This window comes from Paracrocinitomix mangrovi (assembly GCF_019740355.2).
Classification (GTDB): Bacteria; Bacteroidota; Bacteroidia; order Flavobacteriales_D; family Crocinitomicaceae; genus Paracrocinitomix; species Paracrocinitomix mangrovi.
Genome location: NZ_CP091819.1, coordinates 3,806,504 through 3,819,103 on the forward strand (window position 1 = coordinate 3,806,504; position 12,600 = coordinate 3,819,103).

Annotated in this window: 16 protein-coding genes; 4 read left to right on the top strand and 12 right to left on the bottom strand. The window is 34.1% G+C overall.

Going from position 1 to position 12,600, the window contains the following annotated elements:
- Positions 1-65: 65 nt before the first annotated feature.
- The 4 genes from coaD to K6119_RS17075 are packed head-to-tail and all read left to right on the top strand — an operon-like array spanning position 66 to position 3,521.
- On the top strand, positions 66-530 hold the full coding sequence (gene coaD / locus K6119_RS17060) for a pantetheine-phosphate adenylyltransferase (RefSeq protein WP_221833628.1): 465 nt from the start codon (positions 66-68) through the stop codon (positions 528-530).
- 33 nt (positions 531-563) lie between these two features.
- Positions 564-2,009 carry a TlpA family protein disulfide reductase gene (locus K6119_RS17065; protein WP_221833629.1) on the top strand — a complete coding sequence of 482 codons (1,446 nt, stop codon included), beginning with the start codon at positions 564-566 and terminating at the stop codon, positions 2,007-2,009.
- Between the two features lie 44 nt (positions 2,010-2,053).
- Positions 2,054-3,124, top strand: coding sequence for a SiaB family protein kinase (locus K6119_RS17070; protein ID WP_221833630.1), 1,071 nt, complete (start codon positions 2,054-2,056; stop codon positions 3,122-3,124).
- Between the two features lie 16 nt (positions 3,125-3,140).
- Entirely contained in the window at positions 3,141-3,521 is a 381-nt protein-coding gene (locus tag K6119_RS17075; RefSeq protein WP_221833631.1) for a DUF1987 domain-containing protein, read from the top strand.
- Here K6119_RS17075 and K6119_RS17080 read toward each other — a convergent pair whose 3' ends face one another.
- The 12 genes from K6119_RS17080 to K6119_RS17135 form a co-directional block, all read right to left on the bottom strand.
- Entirely contained in the window at positions 3,522-5,360 is a 1,839-nt protein-coding gene (locus K6119_RS17080) for a SpoIIE family protein phosphatase (protein ID WP_221833632.1), read from the bottom strand. It lies immediately after the preceding gene.
- Positions 5,361-5,483: 123 nt separating this feature from the next.
- Complete coding sequence (locus K6119_RS17085; protein ID WP_221833633.1) at positions 5,484-5,855, bottom strand: diacylglycerol kinase family protein; 372 nt, start codon at positions 5,853-5,855, stop codon at positions 5,484-5,486.
- Complete coding sequence (locus K6119_RS17090; RefSeq protein WP_221833634.1) at positions 5,818-6,576, bottom strand: DUF4184 family protein; 759 nt, start codon at positions 6,574-6,576, stop codon at positions 5,818-5,820. The genes K6119_RS17085 and K6119_RS17090 overlap by 38 nt, the downstream gene beginning before the upstream one ends.
- A 4-nt stretch (positions 6,577-6,580) precedes the next feature.
- Positions 6,581-7,174 (bottom strand): hypothetical protein, encoded by a 594-nt coding sequence (locus K6119_RS17095; RefSeq protein ID WP_221833635.1) that lies wholly within the window; start codon positions 7,172-7,174, stop codon positions 6,581-6,583.
- Entirely contained in the window at positions 7,171-7,674 is a 504-nt protein-coding gene (locus K6119_RS17100; RefSeq protein ID WP_221833636.1) for a hypothetical protein, read from the bottom strand. The genes K6119_RS17095 and K6119_RS17100 overlap by 4 nt, the downstream gene beginning before the upstream one ends.
- Before the next feature lies 1 nt (position 7,675).
- On the bottom strand, positions 7,676-9,166 hold the full coding sequence (locus tag K6119_RS17105) for a DUF4153 domain-containing protein (protein WP_221833637.1): 1,491 nt from the start codon (positions 9,164-9,166) through the stop codon (positions 7,676-7,678).
- Between the two features lie 50 nt (positions 9,167-9,216).
- Positions 9,217-9,510, bottom strand: coding sequence for a winged helix-turn-helix domain-containing protein (locus tag K6119_RS17110; protein WP_221833638.1), 294 nt, complete (start codon positions 9,508-9,510; stop codon positions 9,217-9,219).
- A 5-nt stretch (positions 9,511-9,515) separates the two neighbouring features.
- Positions 9,516-10,169, bottom strand: coding sequence for a hypothetical protein (locus tag K6119_RS17115; protein WP_221833639.1), 654 nt, complete (start codon positions 10,167-10,169; stop codon positions 9,516-9,518).
- Between the two features lie 112 nt (positions 10,170-10,281).
- The gene (locus K6119_RS17120) at positions 10,282-11,001 is read right to left on the bottom strand and encodes a hypothetical protein (protein ID WP_221833640.1); all 720 of its coding nucleotides are present in this window, start codon (positions 10,999-11,001) and stop codon (positions 10,282-10,284) included.
- A 14-nt stretch (positions 11,002-11,015) separates the two neighbouring features.
- Complete coding sequence (locus K6119_RS17125; protein ID WP_221833641.1) at positions 11,016-11,405, bottom strand: hypothetical protein; 390 nt, start codon at positions 11,403-11,405, stop codon at positions 11,016-11,018.
- The gene (locus K6119_RS17130; RefSeq protein WP_221833642.1) at positions 11,390-11,983 is read right to left on the bottom strand and encodes a nitroreductase family protein; all 594 of its coding nucleotides are present in this window, start codon (positions 11,981-11,983) and stop codon (positions 11,390-11,392) included. The genes K6119_RS17125 and K6119_RS17130 overlap by 16 nt, the downstream gene beginning before the upstream one ends.
- Positions 11,984-12,021: 38 nt before the next feature.
- Entirely contained in the window at positions 12,022-12,600 is a 579-nt protein-coding gene (locus K6119_RS17135) for a Maf family nucleotide pyrophosphatase (protein WP_221833643.1), read from the bottom strand.

Consider the following 12,600-nt stretch of genomic DNA (forward strand, 5'->3'; position numbering starts at 1 on the left):
AACTTCCTTAAAATCTCGTAATTTTGAATAAAATTAGCCATTTAATTGGCGTTAAATGAATTATTGTGGAACGAATTGGTGTATTTCCCGGGTCATTTGATCCATTTACTAAAGGACATGAAGATATCGTAAGAAGATTTATTCCTTTGTTTGATAAGATCATTATTGCTATTGGTGAAAACAGTAGTAAAAAGTATATGTTCTCTTTAGAAAGTAGGGAAAAACATATCAAAGCGCTTTTTGCAGATGCACCAATAGTTGAGGTTGAAATCTATCATAAATTGACGGTAGAGTTTTGTAAAGAAAAAAAGGCCCAGTATTTGCTTAGAGGTATTAGAAATGCAACAGACGCAGATTATGAGAGGTCAATTGCTCAAATGAATTTTGACATTTCGGGTATTGAGACTTTGTTTTTAATGTGTGATCCATCTTTGGCCCCAATTAATTCATCAATCGTTAGAGAAATTAAAAAGAACAATGGAGACATTTCTCCTTTTGTAACTAATGATGAGCTCTTGATTATAAATTAAAACCAAGAAGCTGAATAAACAGACCGAAACAAAATGTACAGATTTTTAACAGCCATATCAGCCTTAATCATTGTTGTTAATAGCAATGCACAAGACTACCAAATTGAGGGTTTTGCACCTGATTTTGTTGGAGAGAAAGTTACACTGTATACTTATCAGGATTACATAACAATGGAAAAAATCAAATTGGCAGAAGGAGAAGTGAGTCCTGCTGATAGTTTGTTTCATCTTGATTTAAATATCGGTACAACTATTAAAGGTTTGATAGAAGTTGGTAGAACAGAGGCGCCCATTTATTTAGCACCTAAATCTTCCTATGCAGTATATTTTCCAAAACCCGAGGAGCAAGTTATAAGCTTTCAAAATTCAAGAACAGATATCATGTTTTTTGGTTTGGATTCTACGGATATAAACTACAGAATTCTGCAATATCATATGTGGTTTGATGAGTTTGTTGCTTACAATGAATCAGCCATTGCCAGAGGACAGTTTTTAGCTTATTTGGATACTTTTAGTATTTATGCTGCAGATGCATATAAAGATGTTGAGGATGAATATTTTATTACTTATGTGAGATACAATATTGCCGAGCTTCAGCAAACTGTCGGAGGATCTAGTAGATCAAATCTTAGACTGAATACTTTTTTAACCTATTTACAACCATTTCCTGTGTACTATGAAAATGATCAGTACATGAAGTTTTTTAAAGGCTTTTATTCAAGAAGATTTGCTGATTTCCCACCATTGATTGAGGATAAAGTGAACGAGGCAATCGCTGAAGCTAGTCCTACACATTTAATGCAAGCTTTAAAACAAGATTTGTTTTTGAGTAACCCTGAAGTGAGGGAATTAGTGATGGTGGATAAATTGGGTAAGCAATTCTATGAAAGACCTGATCAAAAAAGAAACATTTTAATCATTTTAGATTCAGTAATTGAACATGCGAAGTATCCTGTTAATTCGACTATTGCTGCTAATGTGCAAAATTTCATTACCAATTTAGAACCGGGATTTCCTGCTCCATATATTTCACTAAAGCCGATTGATGCTGAAGAGGAAAACATAACCTGGCGCAAGTATGAAGGTAAGTTTGTGTACTTCAATTTCTTTGAAACATGGAATGATCAAGCCAAAGTGGATATGAAAATCATTCAGGGCTTAAAAACGAAATATGGTGATTACATTTCTTTTTTAACAGTTTGTACCAACGAGAAAAAGGCTGATTTTGATGCTTATTTAAAAGCAAATCCAGAGTTTGACTGGGATATTGTATACATTGGAAAGGATTCAGAATTGAAAAGTGATTTTAGAGTGACAAACGTTCCGGCCTATTATTTAATTGATCAGTCAGGATTTATAGCTATGGCTCCGGCACCAACACCTTCGCCAGATGCTGAGTATGAATCTATTGACCAAACATTTTTCTTTATCAAAAAGGCTCTAATGCCTAAAGATGGAAAACGTGTAGGAGAACCTTAATATCTCAAAAAAAATTGCAATATTAGAGGAATCAAATCTAGTACATGCAAGCCTTCAAATACTTTTCTATCCTAAAACATGACAACTTTAGCTTGTTGTATATGGGAGAATTTGATGATGATCTGACAGGTTTGTTGATGGACATCCAGGAAACAAGTAGTGATGAAGGAAGGGGAACTAAAAAAAGAGTTTCTTACTTAATTGCAGAGTGTTTTCAAAATATCATTAGACATACAGATGACAGTGGAGATGAAGGAGAGATAGATCACAAGATGTTTATGATGCGTAACGTCTTTGGAACGCATTACATTGCAACTGTAAATCCCGTAAAAAATGAGAATATTGATTCGTTGAGGTCATCTTTGGATCATTTGAAGTCATTGAGTGCGGATGATATTAAAAGAATCTATCTTGAATCACTTTCAAATAACACCTTGAGTGAGAAAGGAGGAGGAGGTCTGGGCTTGATAGAAATGGCTAGAAAAACCAAGAATCCACCTCAATACCATTTCAGTAAAATTAACGAAGAGGTATCTAATTTCTTTATGCAGTTAGTTATGGGAGGTGAGGTGCAGTTTGACAGTCAATTAGAGTTAGATAGTACCGTTGATTTATATACTGAACTGGTAAAGGACGATATCATCATGTTGAGAAAAGGAGATTTTTCTCAAGAAACAATATTGCCTTTGTTTAAGTTATTTGAGTCTAACTTGCACCTAAAACAAGAGGATTTAGTTTTTAAGAAAAAAAGTCTTTACATCTTGATTGAGTTGTTGCAAAACATGAATAGACATGGTGTTGAGATCAAAGGAATAAAAGAGGGCATATTTACTGTTTCTCTAACTGATGGCGTATATACCATGGAAACGGGTAACTTCATTAGAAAAGATAAAGTTGAAAAACTCAAAGGACATTTAAGTTCTTTACAAGGTTTGGATAAAAAAGAACTCTCAAGAAGATATAAAGAAAAGCTTTTGGATAATTCAGTTACTGAGGATCAGGGAGCTGGAATTGGAATTATTGAGATGTTTAGGCAAAGTGATGGCGAAATTTTATTTACATTTGAAGAAGTAGATGATGAATTGTATTTCTTCACGCTACGGGCTAAACTATAACCACTAACAAACTACTATGTCAGAAAACCTTTTGTTAAAGGAAACAGAAGATACTCCTGAAGTTGTTTTTGACAAGGAGGCGGGTCTTTTTTCTATCAAAGGGAGATCCTATCCGGAGAATCCACGTGAGTTTTATCAACCAATAGCTCAATGGTTAAAAGACTATGGTCAACAACCAAATAGTACCACCAATTTTGAAGTAGATTTAGAGTATATCAATTCAGGATCTGTTAAAGAAATCTTTAGTTTGCTTTACCTTGTTGAAGATATTAGTGAATCTGGGCATGAAGCCAAAATTATCTGGAAGTATAAAGAAGGAGATGAGCTAATGCATCAAAAAGGATTAGAGTTTAGTGATTATTTAGATGTTCCGGTTGAATTACATCCTCATTCTTAATTAACCAACTTTTACTCCTATTACTAGCATGTCATCTATTTGATGAGTACTGCCTTTCCAGTCATTTATAGCACGTTCTACGCTTTCCTTTTGATCATTCATTGATTGATCCTTGATGCTTACCAATAGATCTTTAAATCTGCTGATATTGAACTTTTCATTTTTAGTTCCACCAAATTGATCCATGTATCCATCAGAAAACATGTAAATATTGGCTTTGTCTTCAATCTTAATTTTCTCTTCTTTAAAATCGAAAGAAGTCTTTTTCTTTCTTGATATGACACCACCAATTCCACGGTAATTAGCATTTACTTCCATTATTTCATTGCCTTGAACAATATATAACGGATTCATGGCTCCTGCAAAAGTTAATGTTTTGGAGTTTTTATCAAGTGTGCATATAGATAAATCCATACCATCTTGTGCGGCAGCTTCATCATGTTCTTGATTAAGAGATTCTACAATTCCCTGATGAAGTTTGTTCAAAATTTCAGCAGGTGAAGTGATTTTTTTCTCCTTAACAATTTGATTCATTAATGTATTTCCAATCAAAGACATAAAGGCTCCAGGAACTCCATGGCCTGTGCAGTCTACTGCTGCCATTACTACTTTTCCATCAACTTCTGCAAACCAATAAAAGTCACCACTTACTACGTCAAGCGGTTGATAAAAAACAAATGAATTAGGTAACATGGCGTGAATTTGAGCTTCAGTTAGTAGCACAGATCTTTGGATTCTTTCTGCATAATTAATACTTGCTCTAATTTTACGGTTTCGTTTTTCTAGTTCAAAATTGCTTCTCTTTTTCTCCTTAATTGATCTAATAAGGATGAATACAAAACCTCCCAGAATTAATAGTAATCCAATCAAGGCGAACAAAAACTTTCTTTGAGCAGATAGTTTACCTTCTTGTTCATCAATATATGCTTTAGCTGCTTCCAATTCTTTTTCCGCTGCAATCAAAAGTTCTTCTCTTGCTTGAATCAACATAAAGTCTTCTTCAGTAACAGCGATCAACTTATCTTTTTCTAATTGATCCCAGGCGTCAGATAATTCTTTTTTTCTGTTATCAAAATCCTCATTAGTTAGATTTCCCCAGGCATTTACATCTGTCAATTTAGAAGATGGTAGTACCGTTAATTTCTTTTGTCCTGTTGTAGTAACTTCTTCTACTTCCTCTACACTGTTGTTTGTAACATTATGATTGGGCGTATGAACGTTGTTAGTATTGTTTGGAGTTTCCTCTACTATTTCAACAGATTCAGGAGTTTTATTTAGTCCCTTGTTTTTAGCAACAGATGACTTAACCAAATTCATTGGAGCGTTGTCCTCTATTTCTTTAAATAATCTGTCTTTTTTGTCAAACTCTGTAAGTCTAGTTTTGAATTCTCTGGCAGATTCATCAAAGTAAACGGTTGCAAATACAGTTCCCTGATCAATGGGCTTGTCAGATTCATTTTCGTTGAGAAGAAACTCTAGATTTTTTAAAATCAATCCTGTAGCTTTCATCTCGTCATCAACGTTCCTAACGTCTAGTTTGATGCTTGATGTTCCGTATCCGGATTTGCTATAGGTAATTGTATAAGTATTTCCTAAAAGAAGGTATAAGCCAAAATTTCCACCATTATCTGTTTTTGCAGATTCTGAAACACTTCCTCCTTTAGCTTTGACAGAAGCTCCACTCAAGCTTCCCTGAATTTGGATCTTTTCTTTCTTAAAAATTCCTGTCAAATCTAAACTGTATCCCATTACAGTTCCTTCAACATAAACATGATCTGCCTTACGTTGACCCAAGACAAACAGTGGCATTAACAACAATAGTGTGATTAAATATTTCATAGCTTCCCCAATTACCTGAAATAAATATACTTATAACAAAGCCGTGAAGATATAAATAATCGATCAATCACTGCTTAAATTGGGTCATACTCATAAAATAAAGGGAAGAATGAACCTAAAAAATTAATTGAAAGCATTTTCGATATAAGGCCAGAATATAAAACCTGCAATTATTATAGATAAAATAGCAACTAGTAAAACTGCACCTGCAGCCATATCCTTTGAACGTTTAGCCAATTCACTTTGCTCTGGTGAGGCCTTGTCAACTACTTTTTCAATGGCACTGTTGAATATTTCTGCCGTAAATACCAAGAAGATACAACTGGTTATCCACATCCATTCATATCTGCTGATTTCAAAGTAAAATCCAGCAAAACACACTACTACTGTCGCTAACAAATGAACAATGGCATTTGGCGTGTCCTTGAAAAAAAATAAGATCCCACTAAAAGCGTACTTAAAACTCTTGATGGTTTCCTTGATTGAAAATTTCATTTCTTGGCTTTAATATCAACATTATCTTACCGGCAATCCCTAGTCCTATTAACGTACCGGAAATGCCTGTGGCAATTAGCATTCCTAAATTAGTGACATTGCGTATTAATACTATCGTCACAACTATTAAAAATACAAACATCCAGTAAATGAAGATCTCTTTGAATTTAAATTGATGAGCACTTAAGTTCTTTAAATCAAATACTGTAAAAACAATAGCAAGAGCACCGATCAACGAAGAGATATATTGGGCGCATGTATAGTTTGAAAAAGTATATCCTAAAACAGAAGAACTTTCACGTAAAAAAGGAATGAGTTCAACAAAGTATCTATTGGCGTGCGTAAAGCTATCCCAAAACAGATGCGAGCAAACTCCTATTAAGGCTGAAATTATTATTGTCAGATAGTACTTTTTGAATCTTGTTAACCAATCAAAATTGTAATAATTGTTCAACTGTTTTTTAAAAGGGATAGGTGTGTATTTTATCAATGCATCTCTAATAAATAGATGAAATACAAAGCAAAGCAATATGGCCAAAGGTAAATCGTAGTAGAACATACCTGAGATTGTATGACCATGCCTCTGAATCATCCGCATGTTAATGAAATATTCAAAATCGGGAGCCATACTTCCTGCAACTAAAGCTGTGGCAGAGATGTATTTTTTATTGATTTTAGTCAATGGTAATATTATGGCGGGATGTGAAAATGTAAATGGCATAAGGTTATAGTTTATAAGGTGATTGAAGAAAATAATTCAGTACTTCCCAGGGCTGTGTCCATAAATTACTGATGATGAAAGTGAATATCAGAACAAAGGCACTACCGGCAAATACAATTGATAAATTTGGTTTGCGATTTGTGTAATCTCGGTTGAATAAATCTGCTATTGTGATAAGTAAAAAGAACACTGGAGTGGCCACAAAAAATCCAATGAATGGAAAAAATGCGGCCCAAAGTATTAAGCTTAGTTTGTAAGTAGCAAATAAGCTCATGAATATTAGAATTCCGTGAAAAAATGATAAAATGTGTCTTGTAATTCCTGAAAGAGGTTTGAAGTATTTTTTGATAAAAAATGCAATAGCACTTATTATTGTTAACCATTGAAAAACATAGTATCCTGTTTTAAGAGGGAAGATGTTAAAATGTTCAAGCTGCGAATTGAATCCAAAGCAACTAAATAGTACAATGCTCAGTAGAATTTCTATTGTGAACTGTACTTTCCAATAGCCTTTAATTTCTCTGTTTTTGGGAAAAAATCCCATGATTAACCAGATAAGGACAAAAAGTAATATGGCCAGGTGCAAAAGTACAATCATAAGATATGTGAAGCCCATAGTTCTAGTTTTTCAATTTTGTGTCTTTTGATGCGTTTCTGAATTTCTTCCAGTGGATTTTGAAGTTCTTGTAGCAAATTCAGTTTGTGAATGGGGTGCAGTTTTTTACCAAATTGAAATCTTGAATTAAAATATTTCAGGTATTCGGGTAATAGAAGTGAACAAATAACTACGGTTGAATACAGATAAACACTTCTTTTTCCGTTTCCCATTAATAGAAATTGCATGCCTACCTCTTCTTTCACAGTAGTTCCGGTTCCGGTTATGACGTGATACACATCATGTGATTCTAATTTGTCAATCAATTCAATCTTATTGGTGATTAAAAATTGACTCACAGCATACCCTAATGTATTATCGTCAAACTGTTGTAAATCAGTTGATTTTAATCCCCATGCCTTCACCTTTCGTTTAAAAATAAAGGCATAAGGTTTCTTACTCAGCTCAAATAAGCCGGCACAAATTCTTTCTCTAAGTTTCATTTTAGTGGATGTTAAATTTTACTTTTTCTAGTTCTTTATTGAGTTTGTAGTCACTAAGATTAGTTGACAGCCAGCTTAGATTTTCTTTGTTGTCTTCAAGTCGATATATGAGATCAGGTAATTCTTCTGAAATTTCCAGGAGTATAAAGTCTGGGACATTATTGTATTTTTTATGCGCTTGAAGAATGGTGTAATATGAGTCGGGACCCAGGTTTTTGAGGTATAAATAGTCTATTTTATCTGCCGGTAAATGTGTGGTGTTGTAATTTGAAATTGTTCGATCCCAATTAAAGACAAGTAAAACTGATAAGGTCATTGAAAAAGCTAAACTTCCAGTTTTAAATAAAAACCAGAAACTCTTTTTGTATTTCACTTTGTAAATAGTGATGACAATACCTATAACTGCTAATATCAGATAGATGAAAACACCTATACGTAAATAGGTCAATCCCCATGTATCTACGTAAATGTAGTTTTTAGTAATTGTGGTAAAAACCATTAATAAATTCTGAATCAACCAAGCATAAGTGAGTGCTTTAATAAATCCTTTTCCGCTTTCATTAAGATGCCCTCTGAATAAATAAACAATGACAAGGATTACCAATACTATTGAAGTGATTAAAGCATAAATTCCCTGATGAACAATTTGAGATAAATTACTGTCTCTGTTAGGATCATTGATGCCGTTGAACAAAAATTCAAAATCCAGAATGTTGTAAAGCAGCAGCATGAGGTTAAGGCTTACCAATAAGGTCGTTGCCAATTTTTTCTCATTTTCCTGACCTAGAAAGTTTTGAATTTTGTCTTTATACGAAGGTTTAACGGTTTCACTTAGATTATTCTCAAAAGTGGTGAAATCATCACTGGTTTGGAAGTAAAAGAATCCATAAAACAAGAAGGAAAGTAGTGCAAGGAACATTAAAAATCCCCAGGAAATCCAGTCGAGATTAATGAATTTAGTGAGTTCATAAAACTGTTCATCTGCTGCCTGATATAGTTTTAAAAACACTATAATCACAATGAGTGGAACAACAATCAACAAAAGATTTGTTACCCATTTGCTTTTGTTTTTAGGTTGTTGAAAAAAGTGATTGATTGACTTAAAATAGTTCTGAATACCAAATAATGAAGAATGAATGGTATGCAAGTACGACATGGGTATAGATATTCTGGTATTGGCACTTACAGCTGCAAAAATGGAGAATGAAATAATGAATGATAAAACGGCCGTCATTGTTGGGTTCACGAAAACGCCAATAGCTGTAGTGAGCCACAAGGCACTTACCATCCACCAGTATTGATTTTTAAAGTTCTTGTACTTCAGCATGCCAAATAGTGGAATGCTAATAGCGGCAATAAGTAATGCATTTAAACCAAAATACTCTTTGTAAAAAAAGAAATCAATGGTCAGTATCCAGGCAAAGAATAACAATGAATGCTTTCCTGTGTTGGCGATTTTTAAGTTTTGGGTGTTTTCAGTTAATATTTCCATATTTTTATTTAAAAGCACTTTGAAAAACAAAGTATAGGGTTAAAAAAATATTACATTCCTTTTAGCAGCTTTTCAAGAGCGTTGATGTGTTCTTGAAATGCTTTGCGTCCAGAGGGAGTTGTTTTATAACTTGTGTTTGTTTTTTTTCCAACGAATCTTTTTCTCACTTCTATATATTCTAGTTTTTCAAGACCACTGATATGAGAAGCGAGGTTACCGTCAGTAAGGTCTAATTTTTCTTTAATCACTTTATAGTCTACCCAGTCATTGACCATTAATATGGACATGATACCAAGTCTTACACGACTTTCAAATGCTTTATTTAAACCGTCAATTTTACTCAACTGCTTTATTTTTTATAGTCGTATTTAAAGTACATGATGATTCCGTATAGAATATGTAAAACTCCGAATCCTAGTGCCCATCCGGGTAGTACCCAGGCGGGTTTAAACACCAAAATTACCCCTAACAGCATTTCGCTCAAAGCTAGGTATTTTATATCTACATGCACATACTTACTGGCATTCAACAATGACATTCCATAAAAGATTAAGGTTGCCGGAGGAATTAAATAATACAATTGCGGAACATTAGTAGCCTGATAGTACAATCCAAGTGTAAACAATCCACCAAAAGATAATGGAATCATCAAGCTCAATAATAATCTCCAGCTAACAGGGGAAACGAGTTTTTCGCCATTCTTTTTTGCTTTAATAGCGGTTATCAGTAAGCCTCCACCAACAGCTAAAATTAACATAGCTGCAGCTATTCCAATTAACTTCATTTCTAAAGCCTTAGCTGCTTCATCATACTTTCCTATGGCATAATAGTGCAATTGCTTCTGGATAAATTTTTCAATAAGCAAATGAGCTCCAAAAGCTCCGGCAAGAGCCACTATACCTGCAAAAACACCAGATAGCCCACTCAGGGATAAAAACTTTGAGGAATTTTCCATCATTTTGCGGATTTCCTGTAGATCTTCTATTGGATTTGTATTCTTCATAAGAAAGCACTTTGAAAAACAAAGTTATAATTAAAACAATACAATGCAAGAAAAAAAAAGCTTATTAACATTTTTTTAGAATGAGATGATAAAAGTTAAGAAACGCAGTAGGTTATTTTTTGTCCTTCTTGTTTTCAGGGAAATAGTACCTGATATCGGCAGTTAAGAAGCTACCTCTAATATTGTCAATTGAAACTAATGGATTAGAGATGTGCTCATATGACATTGCGAAAGTCATTATTGGAATAAAAGGCAAATGATAAGCTCCACCAAAGTAAAAAGTTCCTTTAGATTTTGTTCTGCATTCAAAACCTACGTTGGCTAAAGCAGCTCCTTGTACTTTTGATCTGTAAGCACCTTCTTGCTGAAAATTTTCATTGAGTGAGATGGGGTAGGTGGTTTGAACATCAGATGGGAACATAGTCATGGCAGCACCCAAAGCGGTGTTCATGTACCACATGTCAGACAACCGAATGAACACTAAAAATTTTGCGGGTAATGAATAGCTAACAACTCTAACATCACCAGTTGCGGTATAGCCACTATCAATGTGAGCAAAATTGAGATCGTAATTTCGTTGCGTAAACCCTAAGCCAGTTTCAACGGCTAATTTGTCATTTATTCCAATTCTGATCAACATGCTTGCTGCGTGTCCATATTTTTGTTTAACTGTAGACTCAAAGGGAGATTGATTAAATTCTTGCTCATAAAAACCTATTAGTCTATTTGGGATGACCGGTTTGTATTGTAATCCAAACAAGGTTTCACCCTTTTGCCCAATTGAGGCAAATGACATTAACAAACTAAATACAATTAAATGAAAGGTCTTCATAGAACGAATGTACTTTAATCTTGCTGAATTTTCTCGGTCTCTTCTTTCAACTTGTTCATATTTTTTACATATCCAATTAAGCCTAAAGTGACTAGAGAAGCAGTTAAAATCACCAACGCATATCTCAGAAATTTATTCTTTATCATTGGATCTCTGTGTTTAGCAGCAACTGCATAATTCGCCTGCATGGCTTGTTTAAAGTCACTTTTATCTACACCAAAAAGATAAACTTGCCCTTGTTTGGCTTCTTCAGTACCTCGTTCAAACCAAATGTTTCTTTTTTCTAATTCAGTTTGAAACATGTCTGCCTCTTCTTCTGAACCAAAAGCAAATACTCTGAATCTTTCCTGTTCAGGGTGTTTTCGGTAATTAACCAGTCCTAATGTTCCTATTCTAGCACCCATTCAGTAAAATATTCAATTGGTTTTCTGTGTCCTTTTGGCCATTCGTAATCTGGTTTTGGATAGCCAACGTAGAACAATGCAAGACATTTATCTTCTTTATCTAGCCCTAAAAATTCATTCATTTCAGCTGTGTAAATCAAGCCGGGAGAAGCCCAGAAACTTCCCAATCCCCAAGCGGTACAAGTCAAATACATGTTTTGAATGGCACAAGCAACGGCTTCAATCTCTTCCAGTTCTTTAATTTTGCTCTCAGGATCCTTTTTGTAAGAAACAGCTATTACAGCACCAGCCATCATAGGTCTGTTTTTAAGTTTGTTAAACTTCATCTCTTTGAAGTCGTCCCCTTTAAATTTATCTGCATAAAGATTAGACAAGAAATCGCTCAACTTTTGTCGACCTTCTTCCATAAAAACTTTAAAACTCCACGGCTGAGTTGAACCATGATTAGGGGCCCAAATAGCGTTATTCAAAATTCTTTCAATCTGCTCCTTGTGAACTTTTCTATCTGAGTAAAACTCAGGATAAACAGTTCTTCGGTCTTTAATAACGTCTGTGATTTCTGATAAATTATACTTCATACAACTAAATTGAAGTACAAATTTAGCCAATATTTGACTTAAAAATCTTTTAAGGCTTGATATACTTGATGCAAAGGAATCCCCATAACACTGTAGAAACTTCCTTCTAAATGATCAATTCCGATATAACCTAACCACTCTTGGCATCCATATGAACCTGCTTTATCAAATGGTTGGTATTTGTCTACATAATAAGCAATTTCTACATCAGAAAAATGAGCAAATGTCACTTTTGTATGATTAGAAAAAACAACTTCTTTGTTAAGGGATTGTATGCAAACACCTGTAACAACTGTATGCGTTTGCCCTGATAACTTTCTTAACATTTGCAGAGAATGATCTCTGTCCATTGGTTTTTCTAAAATAGTATCTCCTAAAATCACTACTGTGTCAGATGTAATGAGAATATCATTGTCATTTAATTCATCTTTGAAAGCTTCTGCTTTAAGTTTGGAAAGATATTCGGGAACTTTTTCGTTTTCTAAATCATCAGGATAAATCTCCTCAACGTCTTTTGTTCTGATTTCAAAATCAATATCTAACCCTTGTAAAAGTTGCTGTCTTCTGGGAGATTTTGAAGCCAGAATTATGTTTTTATTCGCCAGGTTGTTTAACAT